22 protein-coding genes, 1 other RNA gene and 1 pseudogene are annotated in these 24,324 nt (G+C 66.1%); 11 read left to right on the top strand and 13 right to left on the bottom strand.

Annotation, left to right across the window (positions count from 1 at the left end; translation table 11 throughout):
• Positions 1 to 41 precede the first annotated feature (41 nt).
• The 3 genes from AOT83_RS19425 to AOT83_RS19415 are packed head-to-tail and all read right to left on the bottom strand — an operon-like array spanning position 42 to position 4,532.
• Complete coding sequence (locus tag AOT83_RS19425) at positions 42 to 1,580, bottom strand: alpha/beta hydrolase (RefSeq protein WP_057966257.1); 1,539 nt, start codon at positions 1,578 to 1,580, stop codon at positions 42 to 44.
• A 35-nt stretch (positions 1,581 to 1,615) separates the two neighbouring features.
• Positions 1,616 to 3,133 carry an alpha/beta hydrolase gene (locus AOT83_RS19420; RefSeq protein ID WP_044104654.1) on the bottom strand — a complete coding sequence of 506 codons (1,518 nt, stop codon included), beginning with the start codon at positions 3,131 to 3,133 and terminating at the stop codon, positions 1,616 to 1,618.
• A gap of 25 nt (positions 3,134 to 3,158) precedes the next feature.
• On the bottom strand, positions 3,159 to 4,532 hold the full coding sequence (locus AOT83_RS19415; protein ID WP_030095415.1) for a wax ester/triacylglycerol synthase family O-acyltransferase: 1,374 nt from the start codon (positions 4,530 to 4,532) through the stop codon (positions 3,159 to 3,161).
• Between the two features lie 173 nt (positions 4,533 to 4,705).
• On the opposite strand from AOT83_RS19415, the gene panB reads away from it, so the two are divergent.
• A complete protein-coding gene (panB, locus tag AOT83_RS19410) occupies positions 4,706 to 5,551 on the top strand; it encodes a 3-methyl-2-oxobutanoate hydroxymethyltransferase (protein ID WP_030095414.1) in 846 nt (281 codons plus the stop codon).
• A 14-nt stretch (positions 5,552 to 5,565) separates the two neighbouring features.
• Here the strand turns inward: panB and AOT83_RS19405 are convergent, their stop codons facing one another.
• Positions 5,566 to 7,398 carry a fatty acyl-AMP ligase gene (locus AOT83_RS19405; RefSeq protein ID WP_030095413.1) on the bottom strand — a complete coding sequence of 611 codons (1,833 nt, stop codon included), beginning with the start codon at positions 7,396 to 7,398 and terminating at the stop codon, positions 5,566 to 5,568.
• Between the two features lie 272 nt (positions 7,399 to 7,670).
• Between AOT83_RS19405 and AOT83_RS19400 the strand changes: the two genes are divergently transcribed.
• Positions 7,671 to 9,134: a CYTH and CHAD domain-containing protein gene (locus tag AOT83_RS19400; RefSeq protein WP_057966256.1), complete on the top strand. Its 1,464-nt coding sequence runs from the start codon at positions 7,671 to 7,673 to the stop codon at positions 9,132 to 9,134.
• Here the strand turns inward: AOT83_RS19400 and AOT83_RS19395 are convergent, their stop codons facing one another.
• Both AOT83_RS19395 and rnpB read right to left on the bottom strand, forming a co-directional pair.
• Positions 9,135 to 10,559 carry an RNB domain-containing ribonuclease gene (locus tag AOT83_RS19395; RefSeq protein ID WP_030095411.1) on the bottom strand — a complete coding sequence of 475 codons (1,425 nt, stop codon included), beginning with the start codon at positions 10,557 to 10,559 and terminating at the stop codon, positions 9,135 to 9,137.
• Positions 10,560 to 10,586: 27 nt separating this feature from the next.
• Positions 10,587 to 10,991, bottom strand: an RNA gene (gene rnpB / locus AOT83_RS19545) — RNase P RNA component class A.
• Between the two features lie 37 nt (positions 10,992 to 11,028).
• Here rnpB and AOT83_RS19390 point away from each other — a divergent pair.
• The 6 genes and pseudogenes from AOT83_RS19390 to AOT83_RS19365 all read left to right on the top strand — a co-directional run.
• On the top strand, positions 11,029 to 11,412 hold the full coding sequence (locus AOT83_RS19390; protein WP_057966255.1) for a VOC family protein: 384 nt from the start codon (positions 11,029 to 11,031) through the stop codon (positions 11,410 to 11,412).
• A gap of 43 nt (positions 11,413 to 11,455) precedes the next feature.
• Complete coding sequence (locus AOT83_RS19385) at positions 11,456 to 12,382, top strand: DUF4129 domain-containing protein (protein WP_057966254.1); 927 nt, start codon at positions 11,456 to 11,458, stop codon at positions 12,380 to 12,382.
• A complete protein-coding gene (locus AOT83_RS19380) occupies positions 12,379 to 12,864 on the top strand; it encodes a hypothetical protein (RefSeq protein ID WP_030095408.1) in 486 nt (161 codons plus the stop codon). The genes AOT83_RS19385 and AOT83_RS19380 overlap by 4 nt, the downstream gene beginning before the upstream one ends.
• Positions 12,861 to 13,823 carry a MoxR family ATPase gene (locus AOT83_RS19375; RefSeq protein ID WP_057966253.1) on the top strand — a complete coding sequence of 321 codons (963 nt, stop codon included), beginning with the start codon at positions 12,861 to 12,863 and terminating at the stop codon, positions 13,821 to 13,823. The genes AOT83_RS19380 and AOT83_RS19375 overlap by 4 nt, the downstream gene beginning before the upstream one ends.
• A complete protein-coding gene (locus tag AOT83_RS19370; protein ID WP_057966252.1) occupies positions 13,820 to 15,049 on the top strand; it encodes a DUF58 domain-containing protein in 1,230 nt (409 codons plus the stop codon). The genes AOT83_RS19375 and AOT83_RS19370 overlap by 4 nt, the downstream gene beginning before the upstream one ends.
• A gap of 8 nt (positions 15,050 to 15,057) precedes the next feature.
• Positions 15,058 to 15,351 (top strand): annotated as a pseudogene (locus AOT83_RS19365) (hypothetical protein); the annotation flags it as partial.
• Here AOT83_RS19365 and AOT83_RS19360 read toward each other — a convergent pair.
• The 6 genes from AOT83_RS19360 to cobC all read right to left on the bottom strand — a co-directional run bounded on the left by AOT83_RS19360 (position 15,324) and on the right by cobC (position 21,399).
• Entirely contained in the window at positions 15,324 to 16,493 is a 1,170-nt protein-coding gene (locus tag AOT83_RS19360; RefSeq protein ID WP_057966251.1) for a DUF222 domain-containing protein, read from the bottom strand. The pseudogene AOT83_RS19365 and the gene AOT83_RS19360 overlap by 28 nt on opposite strands.
• 124 nt (positions 16,494 to 16,617) lie before the next feature.
• A complete protein-coding gene (locus AOT83_RS19355) occupies positions 16,618 to 17,421 on the bottom strand; it encodes a DUF2470 domain-containing protein (protein ID WP_057966250.1) in 804 nt (267 codons plus the stop codon).
• 9 nt (positions 17,422 to 17,430) lie between these two features.
• Complete coding sequence (locus AOT83_RS19350) at positions 17,431 to 18,543, bottom strand: bifunctional RNase H/acid phosphatase (RefSeq protein ID WP_057966249.1); 1,113 nt, start codon at positions 18,541 to 18,543, stop codon at positions 17,431 to 17,433.
• On the bottom strand, positions 18,540 to 19,262 hold the full coding sequence (locus AOT83_RS19345) for a C4-type zinc ribbon domain-containing protein (protein ID WP_057966248.1): 723 nt from the start codon (positions 19,260 to 19,262) through the stop codon (positions 18,540 to 18,542). Before AOT83_RS19345 ends, AOT83_RS19350 begins: the two co-directional genes overlap by 4 nt.
• The gene (locus tag AOT83_RS19340; RefSeq protein ID WP_057966247.1) at positions 19,259 to 20,383 is read right to left on the bottom strand and encodes a Nif3-like dinuclear metal center hexameric protein; all 1,125 of its coding nucleotides are present in this window, start codon (positions 20,381 to 20,383) and stop codon (positions 19,259 to 19,261) included. Before AOT83_RS19340 ends, AOT83_RS19345 begins: the two co-directional genes overlap by 4 nt.
• Complete coding sequence (gene cobC, locus AOT83_RS19335) at positions 20,383 to 21,399, bottom strand: Rv2231c family pyridoxal phosphate-dependent protein CobC (protein ID WP_057966246.1); 1,017 nt, start codon at positions 21,397 to 21,399, stop codon at positions 20,383 to 20,385. The genes AOT83_RS19340 and cobC overlap by 1 nt, the downstream gene beginning before the upstream one ends.
• Positions 21,400 to 21,433: 34 nt before the next feature.
• Between cobC and AOT83_RS19330 the strand changes: the two genes are divergently transcribed.
• From AOT83_RS19330 to AOT83_RS19320, 3 genes are read left to right on the top strand one after another with little or no spacing between them, the layout of a single operon-like run.
• Positions 21,434 to 22,084 carry an HAD-IA family hydrolase gene (locus AOT83_RS19330; RefSeq protein ID WP_081343684.1) on the top strand — a complete coding sequence of 217 codons (651 nt, stop codon included), beginning with the start codon at positions 21,434 to 21,436 and terminating at the stop codon, positions 22,082 to 22,084.
• On the top strand, positions 22,077 to 22,565 hold the full coding sequence (locus tag AOT83_RS19325) for a low molecular weight protein-tyrosine-phosphatase (protein WP_030095397.1): 489 nt from the start codon (positions 22,077 to 22,079) through the stop codon (positions 22,563 to 22,565). Before AOT83_RS19330 ends, AOT83_RS19325 begins: the two co-directional genes overlap by 8 nt.
• Positions 22,565 to 23,380, top strand: coding sequence for an SURF1 family protein (locus tag AOT83_RS19320; protein WP_057966245.1), 816 nt, complete (start codon positions 22,565 to 22,567; stop codon positions 23,378 to 23,380). Before AOT83_RS19325 ends, AOT83_RS19320 begins: the two co-directional genes overlap by 1 nt.
• Here the strand turns inward: AOT83_RS19320 and AOT83_RS19315 are convergent.
• On the bottom strand, positions 23,365 to 24,309 hold the full coding sequence (locus AOT83_RS19315) for a cobalamin biosynthesis protein (protein ID WP_057966244.1): 945 nt from the start codon (positions 24,307 to 24,309) through the stop codon (positions 23,365 to 23,367). The two genes, AOT83_RS19320 and AOT83_RS19315, sit on opposite strands and share 16 nt — an antisense overlap.
• Between the last annotated feature and the right edge of the window lie 15 nt (positions 24,310 to 24,324).

Raw genomic sequence — 24,324 nt, 5'->3', positions numbered from 1 at the left:
GGTCAGAGGCTATTACATCCGGCCTAGACGAGCACGGATGCTCAGCACCGCAAGTCCCTGGGGGGCACGATGTCGTCCACGAAGTAGCGCGTGACCGCTTCGTCGACGCATGCCTCGCCGTTGAACGCGACGGTGTGCTGGGTGCCCTCGTAGCTGATGAGCGATCCGTTCAATTGCTGTGCCAGTGCCACTCCCGCCTCATAGGGGGTGGCGGGGTCGTGAGTCGTGGAGATGACCACCACCGGCGGCAGTCCGGGAGTCGACGGGGTGTGGGGGGATGAGGTCGGGGCTACCGGCCAGAAGGCGCACAAATCACGCGGGGCGTAGCCGGTGAAGGTGCCGTAGCTCGAGAACGGCGCCTGCTCGCGCAGTCGTTTGTCGGCGGCCACCCAGGGTGCGGAATCCCTCGGGGTCGGCCCGTCGACGCACCGAATCGAGTTGAAGGCGTCCTGCAGGTTGTCGTAGCGCCCCTGATCGTCACGCTCCTGGTACTGGTCGGCCAGCCACAGCAGGTCATCGGGTCCGCTGCCGTCGACCAGTCCTGCCAGCCCGGAGGTGAGGTACTTCCAGTACCGCGGCGTGTACATCGCCTGGATGGTGCCGGTGATGGCGTCCTGGTAGCTCAGGCCGCGTGGATCATTGGTCTTCGCGGGCTTGGCCACCAACGGATCGATCAGCTGGTGGAAACGCTTCACGGCCTGCGAGGGGTCGGTCCCCAACGGGCACTTGGGATCCTTGGCACAGTCGGCGGCGTAGTCGTTGAACGCCACCTGGAATCCCGTCATCTGCCGCACGTTGGACTCGACGGGGTCGATGGTCGGGTCGATCGCACCGTCCAGGACCATCGTGCGCACATTCTGCGGGAAGTACTCGGCGTACTGGGTGCCCAGCTCGGTGCCGTAGGAGTAGCCCAGGTAGTTCAGCTTGCTGTCGCCGACTGCCGCCCTGATGATGTCCATATCCCTTGCCGCCGAGGCGGTTCCGGCATTGGCGAGAAAGTCCAGCCCCATCCGCTGCGCGCATTCGTTGACGTATTGGCGGTACACGTCCTCGATGTGGGCGACTCCGGCCTGGCTGTAGTCGGCCAGCGGCTCCTTGCGGAAGGCATCGAATTCGGCATCGGTGCGGCACCGCAGGGTGGGCGTCGAGCCGCCGACACCGCGCGGGTCGAATCCAACGATGTCGAAGCTCTGCCCGATCGCGGCGTCACCGAGCTTGGCGCCCATACCGGCCGCCAGGTCCACACCCGATCCACCAGGGCCGCCCGGGTTGACCAGCAGTGCGCCGATGCGCTTGCCGGAGGCGGGCACCTTGAGCACGGCCAGCTCGGCGACCGCGCCCATCAGCTTGTCGTAGCTGACGGGCACCTTCACCTTGGCGCACCGCGCTGTCGGGATGCGGCTGGTGTCGCTGACAAAGCCGTCGCAGCCGCCCCAGACCACCTTCTGGTCGTAGAACGCCTGCAGCGACGGGCTCGGCGCCGGCAACGGAACGGCGGCTGCCGGGATGACGGGGCCCGCCGAGAACGCAGCCGAGAACACCAAAAGAATCACCGGCAACGCCCGGCGCATCCGCATCATGGGCCACATCGTGCCATGTCGGACGCCAAAAGGGATCAGCAGCGGGCGCCTTCAGCCGGAGTCGTGACCTTGATGAGATATGTCTCCGCCGCTTTGTCGACGCACTGATTCCCGTCAAACACGATGGTGTGCTTGGTCCCCTCGTAGGTCAGCAGGCCTCCGCCAAGCTGTTTGGCCAGCTCAACGCCTGCCTGGTACGGGGTTGCCGGATCGAAGGTGGTGGAGACCACCAGCAGTTTGGGCAGACCGGGCACGTTGATGGGGTGCGGCTTGCTCGTCGGCGGTACCGGCCAGAACGCACACACTCCCAGCGGTGCGTTCCCGGTGAATTGGCCGTAGTCCTGGAACGGTGCCACCTCACGGATGCGGCGGTCCTTCTCGACGGCCTTGGCACGGTCGGTCTCCGGCGGTTCGTCGACACAGTTGATGGCGGTCTGCGCGTCCTGCGCGTGGCTGTAGTGGCCGTCTTCATCGCGCTTCATATACGCATCGGCGAGCAGCTGCAGGATGTCGCCGGAGCCCTCGCTGAGCTGACGCAGCGCCTTGGTGAACGCCTCCCACAATGTGGGTGAGTACATCACCATGATGGTTCCGATGATGGCGTCGCCGTGGGACAGGCCACGACCGTCCTTGGTCTTGGCCGGGTGATCGACCAACGGATCGATCATCGCCCGATAGCGCGCGGTCGCCTGAGCCGGATCGGTCCCCAGCGGGCAGCTCGGGCTCTTGGCGCAGTCTGCCGCGTAGTTGTCGAAAGCCTTTTGGAACCCAGCGATCTGGTCGATATCTGCCTGGGTGGGATCGGCGTTGGGGTCGATCACCCCGTCGAGGATGAGTGCCCGCACGTTCTGCGGGAACTGCTCGGCATACGTGGTACCGATCCGGGTGCCGTACGAGTAGCCCAGATAGGTCAGCTTCTCGTCGCCGAGAGCGGCACGGAGCCGGTCCATATCCTTGGCGACGTTCACGGTGCCGACATTGGCGAGGAACTCCAGCCCCACCTTGTCGACGCAGCGCTTCACGAAGTCCTTGGAGTCCTGCTCCATGCGTGCGACGCCCTCAGGGCTGTAGTCGGTGTCGTTCTGCGCGCGCAGGCGATCTACGTCCTGGTCGGAGTTGCACTCGACGGCCGGCGTGGACGACCCGACACCACGCGGATCGAATCCGATGAAGTCGAAGCTGTCACGGATGTCCTTGGGTACCTGCTTGACGATGGCGGTCGCGGCCTCGATGCCCGATTGGCCGGGGCCGCCCGGGTTCATCAGCAGCGATCCGATGCGCTTGCCCTTGGCCGGGTACTTGATGATCGCCAGCCGCGCCTTCGCCCCGTCCGGCTTGGCGTAGTCGACGGGCACCTCGAGTTCCGAGCACACGGTGCTCGCCGGCACCGTCGTGTTTTCCGGGGTGAAGCCGTCACAGTCCCCCCAACTGAGGGTGGTTTCCGACGGCTGAGCCGCCATGGCCTGACCTTCTACTGACCGCACACAACCAGAGACGACGGCTACTACCGAGGCAAGAGCCAATACGGCAGCAACCCGCCGACCACGAAACATCATTCAGCCATGGTGCCAGAAGAGACTAGATCCGAGCCTTCAGCTCCTGCAGCGCCACGCCGAAATCGTCGGTCAGGGTGGAAAGGTCGGGCATCAGATCGGGGCAGGAAATCAGGCCGACGTTGAGTTTCCCGTCCAGCGACATCACCGTGACGGTGAGTGCGGCACCGTGGAAGATCGGGCCCAACGGATACATACCGACCACCTGGGCACCCAAGAAGTACAGCGGCACTTGGGGTCCCGGCACGTTGGAGACCACCAGGTTGTGGATCACCGGATGGCGGTCGGCCAGCCGGATGCGCGAATAGACACGCATCGCGGTGCCGAACACGGCGGGCGCCGCGAACTGGCTCCAGTCCTGCAGCAGCGTCGCGCCCAATACCGCGGTGTGCTCCTTGGCCACCGTGTTGGCCTCGGAGATCGCGTTGAGGCGTTCGACAGGGTCGTCCACGTTGGTCTCCAGCCGGGAGAACATGCCCGACACCTGGTTGCGGCCCGGGCGGTCCGATTTCTCGTGCACCGAGACCGGAACCATGGCCACCAGCGAGCTGTCAGGAAGCTCTCCGCGGTCGTCCAGGTACTTGCGCAGAGCACCGGCGCAGATGGCCATCACGACGTCGTTGACCTTGACGCCGAAGTGGTTCTTGACCGCGCGCACGTCTTCCAGATCCAGTTGGGCGTAGCCGACGTTGCGGCGGCTGGTGATCGTGGAGTTGAACGAGGTGCGCGGCGCCGAAAACGGCGCCGTCATGGCCTCGCCGCGTTTGGAGCGCTCCAGCCAGGCCGGGATGACTCCGATGGTCGAGGGCAGCAGCTTGGCGAATTTCAGCGGCCGCGAGGCCCATTTGATGGCGCCGGTGATCGCGATCTCGAGGCTGTTGGCGCCGCCGACTCCTGGCGCGGGCTCGGGCGCCTGGGCATCGGGTTCCAGACCGCACAGCGCCGACATCAAGTTGGCTCCGGTGACGCCGTCGACGGAGGCGTGATGCATCTTGGTCATGACCACGAGCCGATTGGTGTCGCCGGTTTCTATGACCCACATTTCCCACAGCGGCCGGGCGCGATCCAAGGGCAATGACGCGATATGCCCACACATATCGGAGATCTCGGCCTTGCCGCCGGGCGCGGGCAGGCCGACGTGGTGCAGGTGCCGGTCGATGTCGAAGTCGTCATCGTCGACCCACACCGGGTGGTCCAGGTTCAGGCGGCTGTCGGCGAGCTTCTCGGTGAATGAGGAGATGCCCTCGACCCGTTCGATCAGCTTCGCTCGCAGTTTCTCGAACGAGTAGCCACCAGGAATAGTCGTGGTGTCTAGTTCCAGTACGCCGCACACGTGCATCGGCTGAGTCGGTGTTTCGAGATAGAGAAAACTGGCGTCGAGTCCGGAAAGCCGCTGCATGCGGCCGATGTTAGGCGAGCCGGTAGCCCCTCGTGCCCGAATGCCGTGACCGCAGGTGTGACCAAGTCCACCCGCTCAGTTGTTCATCTCTTCGCCGCCCGGTGGCAGACTGAACATCGTTAGAAACCCAGGGACCCGGATGGGCCTTGAGGAGACGAACGAAAGAGACACCGATGTCTGAATCTGCCTTGTATGGCGCTGCTTCCGAGACTTCCCAGAAGCCTCGTACCAAGACCCGGGTGCACCACTTGCAGAAGTGGAAGGCCGAGGGCCACAAGTGGTCGATGCTCACCGCGTACGACTACTCGACCGCACGGATTTTCAATGAGGCCGGGATTCCCGTTCTGCTGGTCGGGGATTCGGCCGCGAATGTGGTGTACGGGTACGACACCACCGTGCCGATCACCATCGACGAGCTGATTCCTTTGGTGCGCGGGGTGGTTCGCGGGGCCACCGAGGCGCTGGTGGTCGCCGACCTACCCTTCGGCTCCTATGAGGGTGGGGCCGCTCAGGCCCTGGCGAGCGCGACCAGGTTCATGAAGGAAGCCGGCGCGCATGCGGTGAAACTCGAAGGCGGAGAACGTGTTGCCGAGCAGATCGCCACGCTGACCGCTGCCGGGATTCCCGTGGTGGCACATATCGGGTTCACTCCGCAGAGTGTGAACGGCCTTGGCGGATACCGCGTTCAGGGCCGCGACGATGCCGCCGCACAGCTCATTCACGATGCCATCGCGGTACAGGAAGCCGGAGCCATTGCCGTGGTGATGGAGATGGTGCCGGCCGAGCTGGCAACGCAGATCACCGGCAAGCTCACCATCCCGACCGTCGGCATCGGCGCGGGCCGGGAATGCGACGCCCAGGTGCTGGTGTGGCAGGACATGGCCGGTATGACCAGCGGCAAGACCGCCAAGTTCGTCAAGCAGTTCGGCCAGGTCGGCGCGGAATTGCGCAAGGCCGCCGAGCAGTATGCCGACGAGGTGGCGCGCGGGGTCTTCCCCGCTCCCGAGCACAGCTACTGACAGATCACGCCAAGCTAGGCGCGCACGCCGAGTTTGTTGTCCAGGTATTCCTGGCGGCAGGCTCGGCGTGCGAGCTTTCCGCTGGTGGTACGCGGTATAGCGCCTGCCTGAACCAGCTGGATGTCCGCGATGGGCAGGTTGTGCCGCCGCGATACCGCCGCGCGGATCGCATCGACAATGGGCTCCGGTGCCGCACGGCCCGCGCCCGCCGCACGCTCGGCCACGATGACCACCCGCTCCCCCGTGCCGTTACCCTGATCGACGCCAGCGGGCAGCTCGTCCGCGGGCACCGAGAACGCCGCCACGAAACCGCGTCGCACCGCCGGTGAGGCTTCCTCGACGGTGGCCTCGATGTCCTGCGGATAGTGGTTACGGCCATCGATGATGACCAGATCCTTGACCCGTCCGGTGATGTACAGCTCACCGTCGAGGTACACACCCAGGTCGCCGGTGCGGAACCAGGTAGCGCCGGGCTCGGTGCCGGTGGCATGGCTGCCCTGGTCGAGCCGGGCCTGCAGCTTGTTACGGAAGGAGAAGTCGGTTTCCTTGGGCCTGCCCCAGTAACCGCGGCCGAGGTTATCGCCGTGCAGCCAGATCTCCCCGACTTCGCCGTCGGCCAGCTCAGTATCGGCATTGGGGTTGACGATCACGGCCCACTGGCTGCGGGAGATCTTGCCGCAGGACACCTGCGGAACCGCATGCTCATCGTCCTCGGCGACCCGGACGGCACGGCCGTTGCCCAGCTCCCTGCGATCCAGGTACACCACCGAGGCCTCGGCGTCGGAAGGAATGGTGGACACGAACAGCGTCGCCTCGGCCATGCCGTAGGAAGGCTTGATGGTCGTCGGCGGCAGTCCGTAGGGCCCGAAAGCGTCGTTGAACTTGCGGATCGAGGAGATGCTCACCGGCTCGGAACCGTTGATCAGACCCGCGACATTGCTCAGATCGAGTTCCTCGTTGTCCTTGGGCAGACCGCGCTCGGCGGCCAGCTCGAAGGCGAAGTTCGGTGCGGCGGCGAAGGTTCGGCCCAGGTGCGCCTCGGCGGCCAGTTCCTTGATCCACCGTCCGGGACGGCGCACGAACGACACCGGCGACATCAAGGTGATCCGGCCGCCGCACAGCGGGAACAGAATCATCAGCAGGCCCATGTCGTGGTACAGCGGCAGCCAGCTGACACTGCGGATGCTGTCATCCAGGCCCACCGAGATGATCATCTGCAGAACGTTGGTCATCACCGCACGGTGCGTGATCTCCACACCGGCGGGAACCCGGGTCGATCCTGAGGTGTACTGCAGGTATGCGATGTCATCGGTGTCCGGTGTGACCTTGACGTAGGTGGCGGCCACCGAATCGGGGACGCTGTCGACCGCGACCACACGGGGGCGCCGTTCCCGGGGCAGCCCGCGGACAAATCTGCTGACCGATTCCGCGGCGGCATTGTTGGTCAGCACCACGGTGGGCTGCGCATCGGTGAGTACCGCATCCAGCCGTTCGGAGTGGCCAGGAAGCTCCGGAGCAAACAGTGGAACGGCAATGTTGCCTGCCTCGATGGCAGCATAGAAACCGATCACATAGTCGATGCCCTGCGGAGCCAGGATCGCGACACGATCACCGGGCTTGGTGACTTGCTGCAGCCGTGCCGCTACGGCTTGCGAGCGCTGGCCAAGCTGTGTCCAGTTGAGATCGTTGGGTTCGCCATCGGAGTTCGCATTGAAGTCCAGGTATCGGTACGCGAATGTGTCGCCCAGCTGTTCGACGGCACGCTCAAGGTAGTAGTTGACGGTGTAACCGTCTGGCAAGGTGATGGCACCTTTGCCGTCCAAGTACTCCTCAACGCGTAACTTCATGGTGACCTCGGTCTAGCTGTGAACACGACTGGCGGCCCATAAGGGGGACAATACCGACCAGGCAACACTGACACCCGGCACCACACGCGGTGCTAGACGAATATCGCTTCCCAAATCTGATACCCCGACCTTATGAGAACCCTAAGAGAATCTTAGATTACCCCGTGACGACTCGTGACCATTGTTTACCTGAATGTGGCACCGTGTCGCATACTCGCCTCGCCCGCACACGCTGAGCATCCCGTCCCTTCGACCGTCAGGGCACACCTCTCATGCCATCTCAACACGTCGAGGTCGAGCGGAAGTTCGACGTCACGGACGCGACCATCAATCCCTCATTCGACGGAATTTCCGCCGTCGCGCAGGTCGAGCTGCAGCCCCAGCAAAATTTGGACGCCGTGTACTTTGACACCCCCGATCAGCGGCTGGCTCAGCACAAGATCACCTTGCGACGCCGCACCGGCGGCACCGACGCCGGATGGCACCTGAAGTTGCCGGCCGGCCCGGACACCCGAACAGAGCTGCGGCTGCCCCTGAATGACGGCGAGGACGCGGTCCCGGAAGAGCTGCGGGACACCGTGCTCGCGGTCGTGCGCGAGGATGCGCTGGCACCCATAGCCCGCATCAGCACCGTGCGCACCGTGTCCCGGCTGATCGGTGCCCACGGCGAGCAGCTCGCCGAATTCTGCGATGACCAGGTGACCGCCGCGCGGCTCATGGGTGCCGAGGAAGACTCTGAACAGAGCTGGCGTGAATGGGAGCTGGAGCTCTCGGAGTTCGGGGACCCCACGCTGTTCGACAGGGTCACCGCACGTCTGCTGGATGCCGGGGCGGCCCCTGCCGGCCACGGATCAAAGTTGGCTCGCGTTCTTGACGTGCCCAAACGCGAGCGGAAAGGCACGGACTCGATCCAGCGCGCACTACTCGAACAGCTAGATCAACTGCTCGGCTGGGACCGAGCGGTACGGGTGGACACCGACGATTCGGTGCACCAGATGCGGGTCACCATCCGGCGCATCCGCAGCCTCCTGCAGTCCAACCCCGAGCGCTTCGGTCTGGACGCCAATCCCGAGGCGCTCGATGAGCTCCGCCTGCTGGCCAACATTCTCGGGGTGGCACGCGACGCGGAGGTACTCGCGCAGCGGTATGACGCAGCACTCTCCGAGCTCCCCGAAACACTCATCCGTGGCCCGGTGCACGAACGACTGGTGGACGCCGCCAGGCAGAACTACGACAACGGGTTACGCCGGTCGTTGGCGGCGATGCGCAGTCATCGCTACTTCCGGCTGCTCGATTCCCTGGATGCGTTGGTCACCTCCGCCGGACCGGCATCGGACACTCACCACTCGGACGAAGGCGGAACGCTCGATGCCGCGTACCGCAAGGTGCGCCGGGCGGCGCGGGCGGCCGCGCGTGCCGAGGGCGAATACCGCGACGAGGCCCTGCATCGCATCCGCAAGTCGGCCAAGCGGTTGCGCTATGTGGCCAGCGCAGAGGGCGCCAAGCGAGTCTCCCAGGCGGCCAAGGACATTCAGGAACTACTGGGTGAGCATCAGGACAGCACCGTGAGCCGCGCTTATCTCGCCACGCAGGCCAACGAGGCGCACGCCGCCGGCGAGGACACCTTCACCTACGGGGTGCTGTACCAGCGCGAGCATGATGCCGCCGAGACCGCACGCCACCAGGTGGAGGCGACGCTCAAGGCACTCCGCAAGGCCGTGCGCCACAAAAAGTGATCAGCTGCCCTCTGCCGGGAAGCCGAACAGCACGGTCCGGGTGCCCGGATCTGCTTCACGCAGGGTGAGTTTCGCGCGCTGCCCCTCGGGCGGATCGCCCTCGCAGCGGGCAAGGATGGGCGGATCTGTCACGAAGACCTCTGCGAATCGCTTCTTTTCGGCGCCGCGTAGCACCGCCGAATCGAAGGTCTGCCCCTTCTGCGGGGCAAGCACGGTGGCCTCGGTGAGATCCACACACGCCTGTTCCACCTTGTTGGCCAACGTATTCGAGGTCAGCAGCGAGGATCTGACATCCGGTAGACCGTCGCGCGCCCACTGCGGCACCGGTGTGCCGGCCGACAGTGCCAGACAGATTTCGGTGACAAACCGGTCCCCCAGCCGTCGCAACGGCGCGGTCACGTGCGCGTAGGGAGCGGCGATGCCCGCATGCCCCGCGACCTGATCGTCCGGCCGGTTTCCGTCGAACACCAGATAGGAGGCACCCCGCAGGAGCGTTGTGGCCTGCGTCATCATCGCCAATGTTGTTGTGGCGCAGGGATCGAGTGCGGCCAGCTGAGCTCCGATCGGGGTGTCCTTTGTCCAGGGCAGCCCCAGCGCCTCGGCGGTGCGACGCATCCATCGCCGCACGTCGCCGTCCGCGGGCGGCAGCGTACGCAGCATGCCGATGCCGCCGTCGAGCATGATCTGCGCCGCGCAGATGCCGGTGAGCAGCGATATCTGCGCGTTCCAGCCATCGGTGTCGGTGCGCGCCTCGATGGCCAGCTCCCAGTCGCCGCTGGATCCGCGCACCACTTCCTGTGCGGGGAGGTTCAGTTCGATGGCACCCCGCGCGAGACCGAGATCTCTTCTCTTGCGGCCGAACTCAGGCAGCAGGGCAATCGAGGGGTGAGGATTGCCGGCCTCGGCCGCATCCTGGGCCTCCCGGTAGGTCAGCTGTCGCACGGATTTCACCAGGGCGCGCTGGACGCTCCAGCTGACCGGGTTGGCAGCGGCATCGGTTTCGATGCGCCACAACGCGGCAGGCCGAACTTCGTTCGGTAGCAGGCTCGCCGAGCCCTCGGAGAACACCAAGGGATGCAGCGGCACCGAGCCGTCGGGCAGATAGATGGTCTCGCCGCGCTGTCGCGCCTCGATATCCAGCGCGCTGCCGGGCTCGATCTGCGCGGCCACGTCCGCGATGGCGTAATGCAGGAGATATCCGTCGGCGGTGCGTTCCAGGTGCAGAGCCTGATCCAGATCGCGCGCTCCGGGTGGATCGATGGTCACCAGCTCCAGATCAGTGCGGTCGATGCGCTCGGCGTGGTGACGGTCGACGGCCTGGGCGGCGTCGCGCTGGGCGTCGGGGCCGAATTCGGCGGGGAGCGTGAACTCGGCACGAATGCCGTCGAAGCCGAGGTCGCGGGCAACCAGCCGCTTCAACGTCACCAACCCAGACTAATCCAGGCTGAGAGGCGGGCGAGTTGGCCTGTAAGCCGGATCCTGTTCCGCACAGCCGCGGGCTAGCCGCGGCCGCGCAGCGGCGACCATCCATCTGGGCACACCGTCGCCGGGTACCTCAAGCGGCCTACCCGGAAGCTCGGGCGAGCAGCCCTCAAACACTTCCGCAGCTGTGCAAGCACAACCTTTTGGCCTTGCTTCGGGTGGGGTTTACCGAGCCGAACCGGTCACCCGGCCCGCTGGTGCGCTCTTACCGCACCGTTTCACCCTTACCACCCTTGCGGGTGGCGGTCTGTTTTCTGTGGCACTGTCCCGCGAGTCACCTCGGATTGCCGTTAGCAATCACCCTGCTCTGTGAAGTCCGGACTTTCCTCGTGCCGCGGGATTTCTCCCGCCGCTCGCGGCCGCCCGGCCAACTCGTCCGCGCGGTCATCGTACTCGTGACAAGCTCATCACCATGACGACAACAGCTCGACTGGGCGCGATATCGATCGACTGCACGGACCCGGCGGCGCTGGCCCGGTTCTATCAGCAGGTCCTTGACCTGGAGATACTGTTCGAAAGCGAGGAGTTCGTCGCGGTGAAGGGTGCCGCAGTGCTGCTGACCTTTCAGCGCGTGGCAGACCATCGCGTGCCGGACTGGCCGGCAGGCGCGGTCCCGAAACAACTGCATCTCGAACTGGCGGCCACAGATCTGGATGCCGAAGAGGCGCGCATTCTGGGGCTCGGCGCGACCAAGGCCGAAACCCAGCCGAATCCGGGCGGATGGCGGGTGCTGATCGACCCGGCCGGTCACCCCTTCTGCATCACGAACCTCATTCCCGAGGGCACCTATTCGTGACCGTCTGCTGACGCGAACGGCCCTCTACATGTGACGATGAGGCATGAACAGTGACAACAGACTGTTCTTACGAGCGAGCGGGGTCATCGTCCTGGTCGCGTTATCGGTTGTCGCACTGCGCAGCTACCTGCCGCCGGACACCAAGGTGCTCCCCCGGCCCGAAGAGCCTCGCGATGAGTCACATTCAATAGCGTTGCAGCTCTTGCTATGTGGCGTCGCAGCCATCCTCATCCTGTTGAGTCTGCGCAAGCGCCGCCCCGGCATGCCGGTGCCGACGGAGAGCCCGTCGTATCTAAGGTTCCGGGGTTTGACCCGACGCGAGGCTCTCATCGCGACCACCAGCGCACTTGTCCTGATGGGTGCGGCATGGATGTCGCTCTATCTGAGCAGGCCGACCGGTAATCCACCGGTGCGGGAATCTGTTCCGGGCACGTCCGCGCCGAGCCGGCCCGCTGACGCCCCGCCGCGCAAGGCACCCGGCGACGTGCCGGAACGGGACGAGCCCGGAATGCCCATGGTGGTCCTGGGGGTGGTGTTGATCGGTATTGCCGTCATGGTTTTCGTGTTGCGGCGCAACGACCCGGACATCGTGGAGGCCGACGGAGATCCGTCCGGGGAAGCCGGGGCCGCCGATGCCGCACCAGGATCACTGGCTCACCTCGTTGAACTCGGTCTCGCCGAGGTGGCCGAACCGGGGCGTGATCCGCGCGCATCGATCATCGCCTGCTACGCGGCCATGGAGCAGGGGCTTACTGCGGCACCCGAGGCAGCGCCGCTTGCCTCCGATACCCCGTCGGAAGTGTTGCAGCGAGCGGTCCATCTCGGCGCCCTGCAATCGCAGGCGGGTACTCAGCTTGTCTCGCTCTTCTCGGAGGCCCGATTCAGCCCGCACCGGATGACCCAGACCGATCGTGAGTCCGCGGTGCGATGGCTCCAGACCGTGCTGGATGACCTGCGGAGTAGGCCATGAAGTGGCTCGTGGCGGCCGTACTGCTGATGGTGATCGTGGCCGAGGCCTGTGTGGCTGCCAGCCCGCTGCGCGCGCACACTCTTGCGATCACCGGCGCGGTAGTCGCCGTCGCTCTCTATCTGCTGTGGAGGCAGCTGCGGAGCGCGCCCGGGCCCAAGCCGTTACCGCCGGCCAGCCTTGCGGCCGATGAGACCTTGTATCGATGGCTCGCACGGGCCGAGGCGAGGATCAGCTGGGCGGAGCGGACCCGCGGCGACTGGGATAGGCACCTTCGCCCGTTGATCGCGGCCGACTTCGAGACGGCGGCGGGTCATCGACAGTCGAAAGATCGCGCCGCACTTGCCGAGACCGGCCGCGTGACGTTTGGCCCGGAGTTGTGGCGTTGGGTCGATCCGGACGGCGCGTCGCATACGGACCGCGCCGAGCCCGCCCCGGGCCGGGCGGTACTGCAGTCGATACTCGAACGCTTGGAGCAGATGTGACGACACTTCCGGTTTCCGTCGCGACCCAGCACGCGGACGCGGTGCTGACCGAGATCGAGCGGGTGGTGGTCGGGAAACGCGATGCGTTGCAACTGATTCTGCTGACGATCCTCGCGCGTGGGCATGTCCTCATCGAGGATCTGCCGGGCCTGGGCAAGACCCTGATCGCCCGGTCGTTCGCGGCCGCGCTGGGGCTCGAGTTCGCCCGGGTGCAATTCACTCCCGATCTGCTGCCTGCGGATCTGCTGGGCTCCACGATCTACGACATGTCGTCCGGGCGGTTCGAGTTTCGGACCGGGCCGATCTTCACGAATCTCCTGCTGGCAGACGAGATCAACCGGACCCCACCGAAGACGCAATCGGCACTGCTGGAGGCCATGGCGGAGGGTCAGGTCAGCATCGACGGTGAAACTCGCCGACTGCCATCACCTTTCGTGGTCCTGGCAACGGATAACCCCATCGAGTATGAGGGAACCTATCCGCTGCCGGAAGCACAGCTGGACCGATTCGCGATCCGCCTGCAATTGGGATACCTCAGCGAGGGCCTGGAGATCGAGATGCTGCAGCGCCGGCTGAGCCGGGGATCGGCACAGCCATCGGTCTCACAGGTGATCGCCGCCGAAGACCTCGTCATGATGCGGGAAGCCGTGGAACACGTTTCGGTGCATCCGGATGTGCTTCGCTACATTGTCGCGCTGGCCGCCGCGACGCGTACGCACTCACATGTCGAGGTGGGTGCCAGCCCGCGCGCCGAGCTGGACCTGGTGCAGATGTCGCGGGCGCGCGCCATGCTGCTGGGCCGCGACTTTGTGATTCCCGAAGACGTCAAGGCGCTTGCGGTGCCCGCGGTGGCGCACCGGATCAGTCTGCGCCCCGAGATGTGGGTGCGTCGCATCACCGGTGCGCATGTGGTCGACGAGCTGCTGCACCGGCTACCGGTACCGCGAGCGTCCGGATGATCAGTTGGCGCGCATCTCCGTTGGTATCGGCGCTGGCCGCATGCGCAGGCATCGCGTTGACGCTGGCGATGGCGACGGGCAGGTGGCAGCTGGCCGTTTTCGCGGCGCCGATCATCGGTGTGCTGGTCGGGGCGGCCAAACGACCTGCACCCGCGCGGGTGTGGGTCTGTGGCGAGTCAGAAGCGTTACGGTGCTTGGAGTCTGAGTCGGTGACGATCACCGCCTCGGTGGCGGCGGCCGAACCGGCGGTGGTGCGCCGGCTGCGCGCGGTGCCGGTCGACGGTCTGCAGATCGTCGTGGATAAGGCGACGGCGCCCAACCAGGTGACGATGCGTGCGTCGGCGCAACGCTGGGGCCGGTACACCCTTGCCGTTGAGGTTCAGACGCTCTCCGCATCCGGGTTGTGGGTTGGGGCTCCGGTGAGCCTGCCCGTGGCCGAGCTGCGGGTGTACCCGTTGGCCGATCCACAGGACGTCACGCTGCCGCCCGCCGATCTTCCGGACCGCATCGGCACCCATCTCACGCGGCATCACGGTCCCGGCGTCGAGTACGCCGATATCCGCGAGTACGTCCCGGGTGACTCACTGCGCACGGTCAATTGGCGGGTCAGTGCGCGCCGGGGACGGTTGCATGTCACCGACCGGCTCACCGATCGCGCCGCCGACGTTGTCGTTCTGATCGACACTTACCCGCAACCGTCGGGCCCGGCGACGATAGCGACAGAGCGGTCCGCACGCGGCGCCGCCCAGCTGGTGCAGTCGGTGTTGCAGCGTGGCGACCGGGCGGGCGTGGTCTTGCTGGGCAGTGCCCCGCGATGGCTTACCCCCGATATCGGTCGCCATCAGTTCTATCGCCTGCTTGACGCCATTCTCGATGCCGGAGAGTGGCATTCGCACAGCACCAGTGCACTTGCCCCGCGCGCCGCCATGCCACCCAACGCGATCGTGGTGGCATTTTCCACCCTGCTGAACGCCGATTTCGGGCTGGCACTGACCGACCTTCGACGGCGCGGGCACCCGGTCCTGGTCGTCGACGTGCTCGACCATTCCCCCTTTCGTGAAGAACCTGATCCGATCGTCGCCCGCTGGTGGCGGTTGGAACGCTCACGGATGTACCGCAATATCGCCGTCACGGGAGTCGACGTGGTCAGGTGGAGCCACGACTCCGGACTGAACCACGCCATGCACTTGCTGCCGCGGCGCCCGCGAGTGGGACGACGCCGGTGAAAGCGGGTGCGGTCGTGGCCGTGCTGCTGGTCATCGTCGTCTTGGCGCGCACTGATGTCTCCCCGGTAGTCGCGATGCTCTGCGGCCTGGCCGCCGTGATATGCCTGTCGGTCGCGTATACCCGGCGATGGCCGTCTCAGATCCTTCCCGCACTACTCTTCGGCTGCGTGGCATTGCTCGCAGCAGCCATACCGGCGGGACACTCCTCCTGGCTGCCGTTCATTGCGCCGGTCGCCGTAGTCGGCATCTTTGTTCTCGCCTTGTGGCCGTTTACTCACGGCAGCGGCGGGGCGGTCGAGTGATAGACCGATCCCGTCGGAGTCGTGATCGCGACAGTATGTCTCCATCCCGGGGACTCCTTCACGTAATTGCAACGCTCGCAGAGGCCTTGACCGTTCACGAATGAGGTAGCCCCACCCCGAGCACTGCCCACAACATGGTCGTGGTGACGAATCGGGGCATCGCAGTACGGCGTCCGGCAGGTCTGATCGCGCAGGTCAATCAGCTCCGCCAGCGCCTTGGGGAACAAACGGCTTCGCGACTCGGCACCAACCAGCGCGCCTGTGCCGCAATGCCGGTACAGCCGTCGTGCGCGAACCTTCACACCGGCGCTGACGGCATCCGATATGAGCCGGCGCGCTACAGCGGCCGGGATGGGCCCATGACCCGCGATCGTCGCGGGCTCGGCACCGCCGCCCAGTAGCGCCTCATCGGAGATCGTGATGTTCACACCCACGGGAACCGCCTCGGCCGACGGCACACCAGTCACTCGTTCCACCAAAGTGTCTGCCATGATCTGCCCTTGGCCGCGGACAGGATCCATCGATGCGTCAGCGGCACGTTTGAGAGCCGCATAGACCGCCACACCCTGTTTCACCGGGAGCAGCGCCGTCAGGTACGTCATGGTGTCGGGAGCCGGTCGGATGGATACCCGGCGTTCGTTCTCGGCCCGGCGCGCGCGGCGCACCACGGCCTCCGCATCGAGTCGGTACGCCAGACGTTTCGCCTCCGCGGTCAGGCGGGCATCGCCCATCCCCCGTAGCCGGGACGAGTCCGCGCACATCTCGACGTCGATCTTCTGCCGATCTTCGACGGCAAGGTACGCGGTCTCGCGCACCAGAATGGTCGCGCGCCATTCATTCAGCGCTCCGCACTCCAACGCCGCAAGCGTGTGGGGCATTTCGTTCACCAGCGCCTTCGCGAAGCCGAGATGACGACCGCCGCGGGCCGGTGAATCTTGACGCGCCAAGGCGATTTCGGTGGCGACACCCACGCCTTGGCGTCGCCGTGGCACCCCGGTAGCGGCCTCGTCCTCGCGCCGAGCTCGGTCGAGCAGCACTGCCGCGTAGGCCTGTTCCGCGGCAGCGGCGGCTTTCACCCGCTCTAGCTCGGCGATTCGTTCGACGAGCCACGCCGCGCGCACGGCCGGATCACTCTGAGGCACATCAACAACGGTAGTCGAACATCAGTTCGATACACGTCGGCTTCTGTTGTTATCCACAGTCATTCGACCGCACCGCGAGTTATCCACAATCTTGCCGATTCGTGGACATCGAAACCTCCGCGCGCTATGTACCCGGGGCCGAGAGCCGCGCCAGTTGCACGGTCGCACCCCGGAGTTCGTCAAGCGAGTCAATGGGGTTGACGTAGCCGACTCGGGTCACGGACCAACCGCGTGGTGTGTTCACCCGAATGTCCAACCCGTACCGGTCCGCTCCCTCACAACGCGCCTCCGTGGCATCGGGGTAGCCACCCAGTCGTTGTGCCATCGCGAGCAACGCCTGCCCGTGGTCGTCGTTGAGGTGACTAACCGCACCGGCGGCCTTCGTCGACACGGGATCGGGTGCGGCCGAGTCGTAATCGGCGCCGGTGGCCGAGTCCATGCGGCCATAGCCGCCCACCCAGCGCACGCGTTCGACATCCAGAATCCAGACGGCGAAATCGCTGTAGTCGATGTAGTACCGCGCGGCGGGCACTGCCGCGATATGCGCCTCGCGCGCCGCGGACAACTCCTCGGCGCTAGGCCGCCGCACCTTCCCGGCGAGGGTGATCCGGGTGTTGGCCAACGGATCCTCGGGCGCGTTGGGCGCCACGATGGACAGGCTGGCTCTGGCATCACGTATCAGGTTGCGTCCGTGTTCGGCCATCTTCGATACGCAGAGCACGGGGGCTCCGCCCAGCAGCCCATAGGTGACCAATGAAGCCCACGGGTCACCGTCGGCTGACAAACTGGCCAGCGTCGCGGTGTTCGTAGACGCCGCGACCGTTCTGGCCTCCTCGGCGGCCGAGGGCCGGGCCGGGTTGGCGACGTCTTCCAGGGGCGGGGCAATGGTGGGCGCATCGCCCGGATCACCGTGATCGCGAGAAGCCATGGCGACAGCCTAAGTCAGGTATGAGGTCTCGTTGACGAGTCGCACCGATGCCGGCCCGTCTGAATAGAACTCGGCGATGCTCAGCGATGCCAGATCGAGGTGCAGCCGATACAGCAGGCTTGGTCCGGCGTCAAGCGCCAGACGGAGCAGCGTCTTGATCGGCGTGACATGTGAGACCACCAAAACCGTTGCGCCGCCGTACTCGGCGATGATCCGATTGCGCGCGCGCCGCACCCGGTGATGCACGGCGTCGAAGCTCTCCCCTTCCGGCGGAGTCACCGACGTGTCGCTGAGCCACTGGGCGTGCAGCTGCGGATCGCGCTCGGAGGCCTCCGAGAACGTCAAACCCTCCCATTTGCCGAAGTCGGTTTCGATCAGATCGTCATCGACGGTCAACGGAACTCCCAGCGCGTCGGCAGCCGCGGCAGCGGTCTGCTTGGCGCGACCCAACGGGGAGCTGATGACGGCGGCGATGCCGCCGCGGCTCGCGAGATAGCGCGCCGCATTCGCGGCCTGCTCACGTCCCAGGGCGGTCAACTCGGGATTTCCACGCCCCGAGTAGCGGCGCTGCACCGACAGTTCGGTCTGGCCGTGGCGCAGCAGCAGCATTCGGGTGGGCTTGCCGCGCGCACCCGTCCAGCCCGGCGCGGTATCGGCGGCCTTGGGTTCGTTGGACTCCTTGGTTTCCTTCGACTTCTTTGGCGCCTTGGGTTCGATGCCGCTCGCGCGGTCCATCGCCTCATTGGCCAGCCGGTCGGCATGTTTGTTGCGTTCCCGGGGTATCCACCGATAGCTGACAGATTCGAACTGCATCGCGGCGGTGACGGCCTGCTGGTACAGCGTGATCAGGTCGGGGTGCTTGACCTTCCAGCGGCCGGACATCTGCTCGACGACGAGTTTGGAGTCCATCGAGACGCTGACTTCGGTGGCGCCCAGGCGCGCTGCCTCCGCCAATCCCGCTATCAGACCGCGATATTCGGCCACGTTGTTGGTGGCGTGCCCGATCGCCTCGCAGGCCTCCCCCAACACCGTCTCGTGATCGGGGGCGAACACCACTGCGCCATATCCGGCCAATCCGGGGTTGCCGCGCGAACCACCGTCAGCTTCGACGAGAACTCTCACGGGCGCACCAAGATCGCACTGCATTCGGAGCACCGCAGCACCTCGTCGACATCGGCGGCGGAGATTCGGGCCAGCTCACCTCGGTCCAACTCGATACGGCACGCGCCGCACTTGTTGCCCTGCAACAGACCCGCTCCTGCACCCCCCGAACGGCGCTGCCGTTCATAGGTTTCCAGCAGCGGTCCGTCAATAGAGGACGATAGGCCATCACGACGCTGCCTAATCTGGTTCTCCTCGGCGTCGGTGTCGATGGCAACCGCACGCTGGATCCGTTCGATCTCCGCCACCCTCTCCGCGAGCTTGTCGGCATTGGCCTGCGCCGAGTTCTGTTGGGCCTGCAGCTCCTCACGGCGCTCCATCAATTCCAGCTCCGAGTCCTCCAGGCTGGATTGACGACGCTCAAGAGTGTCGAGTTCGTGCTGAATATCGTTGAGTTCCTTCGGGTTCACACTGCCCGAAGCCAACAGGGAGCGGTCGCGGTCTTCCCGCTGACGGACGGCGGTAACTTCGGCGTCCAGCTTGGCCACCTGTACGTCCAGATCCTCCAAGGCGATGCCGAGCGCACCCACCTCGTCGAGGATTGTCCGCTGTTGCGCCTGCAACTCCCCGTGTTCCTGCCGTTCCGGTGGATTCGCCCGCCGGTGCGCGATGCGCGTCAACTCGGCATCTACCGATGCCAGGTCTACCAGCAGACGTTGTTGTGCCGGATTGGCTTTCATGCCTTGACTCCTAATGTCCACGGGTCGGTACGTATCGGTGAGATCTTGGTCGTCAACTTCTTGCCGAACTCCGTGTCGAGCACCCGCGCCGCCTGGGCGCACCACGGAAATTCACTGGCCCAATGCGCCACGTCAACGAGTGCAACGCTACTTGCCCGTGCGTGCTCATCTGCGGGATGGTGCCGCAGGTCCGCGGTGACGTAGGCGTCGACCCCGGCTCCGATGGCTGCGCTCAGTAACGAGTCGCCAGCGCCACCACAGACGGCGACGGTCTTGATCAACGCGTCCGGATTGCCGGCGGCACGGGTGCCCCACACGGTTTCCGGCAAGGCGGAACCCACTCGGGATACAAAGTCGCGTAAGGGTTCTGGTTCATCAAGTACACCCACGCGCCCCAAACCGGTGCCCGCCGGGACCGGCGCCATGGGCAACACGTCGATGGCCGGCACCTCGTAGGGGTGTGCGGCATGGATCGCCGCGTAGAGGGCACAGCGCAGCCGCGACGGGGCCACCATTTCCACTCGGTCCTCAACGACCTGCTCCACGACGCCATGGGCACCGATAGTGGGGTCCGAACCGTCCAGCGGCCGGAACTGGCCGGTGCCGGTGACGCGCCAGGAGCAGTCGGAGTAGGCGCCGATATGCCCGGCACCCGCGTCGAACATGGCACGGCGCACCGTGTCGACCGACTCGGTGGGCACGAACACCACCCATTTGTCATAGTCGGCGAACTGCGGCGCCAACACCGCGGTCACTGTCAGCCCCAGGGCTTCGGCCAGCGCGTCGGACACGCCGGGGCTCGCCGAGTCGGCGTTGGTGTGCGCGGTGAACAAGGCACCGCCGGATCGGATGAGGCGATGTATCAACGCGCCCTTGGGGGTGCTGGCTGCCACCGTGTCCACACCGCGCAGTAGCAGCGGATGGTGCGCCAACAGCAGATGTGAACCGGTGTTGTCCATCTCGTCGAGCACCGTGGCCGTCGCATCGACGGCCACGGTTACCGCGTCGATCTGCTGGTCTGGATCACCACAGACCAAACCCACCGAGTCCCACGATTCGGCGAGCCCAGGCGGATACGCCGCATCGAGCACGTCGATGATGTCCGCGAGCCGCACACCCACTACAGAATCTCCTTCATCGCTTGCACCAGCTCCGGCCATTCGGATCGCACCGCCACCCGCAGATAGTCTCCGTCGAGCCCCACAAAGGTGTCGCAGCGGCGGACAGCGATGTTGTTGACCGCCAGCCCTTTTCGCATCAATTCCGCATCGGGCACAGCCACCAGCAGGAACGGTGCGGATCCATCGGTGACCGTCAACCCCAGACCGCGCAGCGCGTCGGCCTGCTCACGACGCGTCTCGACAAGACGCTGCGCGTCCTGCACGGCGTGTGCGATCGCTTCCGGGGTATTGCAGGCGAAGAGAGCTTCGAGTTGCATTGTGCCCAAGGGCCAATGCGCACGACCATGCGCGAGCCTGCCCAGCACCTCGGGATCACCGACGGCGTAGCCCGCGCGCAATCCCGCCAGCGCCCACGTTTTGGTGAGGCTGCGCAGCACAACAAGCCCGGGCAGTCGCTGCCCGGCCAGCGACTCCGGCTCACCGGGCACCGCATCCATGAAGGCCTCGTCGACCATCAGGATTCGGCCGGGACCACCCAGCGCGAGCAGGTCCGCGCGGCGGTGCAGCACCGAGGTCGGGTTGGTGGGGTTCCCGATGACCACCAGGTCGGCCTCCCCGGGGACATGTTGAGAGCCGAGAGTGAACGGTGGCGGCAACACCACGTGGTCGATGGGGACACCCGCCTCGGCAAGGATTGCTTCCGGTTCGGTGAAGCCCGGCGCGAACACCGCGGCCCGTCGCGGGTTCAGCCGAGGCAGCATCGCGAAGCCCTCGGCGGCGCCGGCCAGCAGCAACACCTCGTCGGCCGTTCGGCCATGTCGTTCGGCGATCGCCGCGATGGCGCGCTCCTCATCGGCCCGGCGCGGGTAACCGCCCAGGTCATCGAGCCGGGATGCCAGACGGTCGCGCAGCCACTGCGGCGGCGCGGCAGCGCGCACGTTCACAGCGAAATCCAGGACGCCGGGTGTCAGCGCCTGGTCGCCGTGGTAGCGCACTCCCTTTCGCGGCCCAGTCATGTCTCGACACTAATGTAGGGGGGTGGCTCCTCCGATGCTGGTGATCTTCGATCTCGACGGCACCTTGACTGACTCTGCACCGGGGATCGTCTCCAGTTTCCGTCACGCGCTCAGCCATGTCGGCGCCCCCGAACCCACCGGCGATATCGCGTCGCGGGTGGTGGGACCGCCCATGCACATCACCCTCGGCTCGATGGGCCTCGGCGACCGTGCGGACGACGCGATTGCGGCCTACCGCGCCGACTATGGCGAACGTGGATGGGCCGTCAATGCGATGTTCGAGGGCATCCACGACGTGCTGACCGGGCTGCACGAGGCAGGGGTGCCCATGGTGGTGGCCACATCCAAGTCCGAGCCCATCGCGGCGCGCATCCTCGAGCATTTCGGGCTTGCCGAGTTTTTCCAGGTGATCGCGGGCGCAAGCCCGGACGGCGTGCGGTCCAGCAAGGCCGATGTGATCGCGCACGCGCTGTCCCAGCTGGACGAGGTTCCGGCGACCGGTGTGGTGATGGTCGGTGACCGGGTGCACGATGTGGAGGGCGCCGCCGCCCACGGTATCGGCACCGTCATCGTCGACTGGGGTTATGGAGCAACGGATTTCGACGGCGATCCCGGTGAACTTGCCGAATGGATCATCGGGCGCGTCAGAACCCCGCAGGAACTGCGCGAGGAGCTTCATGTCTGAGCTGCACGTCACCTTCGTGTGCACCGGCAACATCTGCCGCTCCCCCATCGCCGAAAAGATGCTGGCGCACCAGCTGGCCGAACGCGGTCTGGGCGATCGGGTCCGCGTCAGCAGTGCCGGTACCGGAGACTGGCATGCCGGACAGCCCGCCGACGAACGCGCCACCAGCGTGCTGGCCGAATACGGCTATCCGACGGATCACCGCGCGGCCCAGGTAGACGACGATCATTTGAGCGCCGATCTCATCATCGCCCTGGCACGCAACCACTCCCGGATGCTGCTGCATCTGGGAGCCGACCCCGAGCGCGTGCGGCTGCTTCGGTCCTTCGATCCGCGGGCCAGCCGGGCGGCCATGGATGTCGAGGACCCGTATTACGGCGGCCGCGACGATTTCGTGGATGTGCTGACGGTCATCGAGGCCGCGATGCCCGGCCTGCACGAGTGGGTCGACAAGACACTCGCGGAGCGAGAGAGCAGCTGATGCGACGGCTCGCGTTTCTGCTGCGCCCGGGATGGATCGCCCTGGCGCTGGTGGTCGTCGCCTTCGCATACCTGTGCTTCACGGTGTTGGCTCCCTGGCAGCTGGGCAAGAACACCAAGACTTCGCGGGAGAACAACCGCATCGCCCATTCGGTGAGCGCCGACCCGGTGCCACTGAAAGATGAGCTCCGGCCTGACCATTCGATGCCCGAGGATTCCGAATGGCGCCGCGTGACGGCCACGGGCCACTATCTGCCGGATCGCCAGGTGCTGGCCCGGCTGCGGGTAATCGATGCCAAGCCGGCCTACGAAGCGCTGACGGTGTTCCAGGTCGACGATGGTCCCGCGATTCTGGTGGACCGCGGCTATGTGCGCCCCGAGCAGGGCACCAGCGCGCCGCCGGTACCCGCCGCGCCCACCGGGCAGGTGACGATCAACGCGCGGCTGCGGGAATCCGAACAGCAGTCGGAGAAGGCACCGTTCCTGGAAAACGGTGAATACCAGGTGTATTCGATCGTTCCCGGGCAGGTCGCGACGCTGCTGAAGACTCCGCTTGTCGGGCCATATCTACAGCTCTCGGAGGATCAGCCGGGCGGCTTGGGGGCCATCCCGCTGCCGCAGCTGGACGCCGGACCGTTCCTGTCGTACGGGATCCAGTGGATCGCGTTCGGGATACTGGCACCAATCGGGTTGGGGTACTTCGTGTTCTCCGAAATCAGGCAGCGCCGCGCCGCGGCCGCCGCCGTGAAAGCGGTGAAACCCGGGGTACCGAAGACTGCCGAGGAGCGGTTGGCCGACCGTTACGGACGGCGCTGACGCAGCGCGGCGAGCACCGCGATAGCGGCCGTCACGTGCTGCACGGCGCGCGAAAGCCGAGCTGCCTCATACACATCCCCGACCCTAGGCGCGGCGCCACGGCCCAAGGTGGGACGGACCTCTTCGCCATACGGATACCGAACCGGGCCACCCAGATGCACACCGAGGGCACCGGCGAATGCCGCCTCGGCCACGCCGGCGTTGGGACTGGGGTGGTGATGCCCGTCGCGCAGGCAGACCCGCAGCGACGCGACGGCTGAGCCCCCGAGAAAGGGGGCCGCGATCGCCGTGGCCAGCGCGGTGACCCTGGCCGGGAGCAAGTTGAGCACGTCGTCCAACTGTGCTGCCGCCCAGCCGAATCGCAGGTATCGGGCCGATTTGTGGCCGATCATCGCGTCCAGGGTGTTGGCCGCGCGATAGGCCAGCACACCGGGCACTCCGGCGAGCGCCGCCCATACCAGTGGGCCGGTGTGGGCGTCGGAGGTGTTCTCGGCCAGGGATTCCACGGTGGCGCGGGCGATGCCGTCGACGTCGAGCAGACTCGGGTCCCGGCCGCACAGGGAGGGCAGCAGCGCGCGTGCGTCGTCGATGTCGTTGTCATACAGGTGGTCCGACATCCGGGCGCCGACTCCAACCAGGGAGGTTCCGCCGAGCGTGGCCCAGGTCGCGACGGCCGTCACGACGACGGTGGCCGTCGCGGAGCGGCGTGCCGCGCGTTCGGCGGCCCACCCGGCGACGGTAACAGCGGTCAGCAGCGCGATGGTGTGGGCCGCGCCGGCGGGCTTGGTGTCCCGATAGGTGTACGACTCCAGCGCCGCGGCGGCCTGCCCGAAACCGGCGACCGGATGAAACCGCTGTGGGTCGCCAAAGCGCAGGTCCAGGGCGTAGCCGAGGGCTATGCCCGCGGCGCGAAATCCTCGGCGCGACACGCAAACACCCTATAG

This window comes from Mycobacteroides sp. H001 (assembly GCF_001440005.1).
Lineage (GTDB): Bacteria > Actinomycetota > Actinomycetes > Mycobacteriales > Mycobacteriaceae > Mycobacterium > Mycobacterium gwanakae.
The sequence above is the reverse complement of the archived record's forward strand: the minus strand, read 5'-3'. Positions and strand labels throughout refer to the sequence as shown.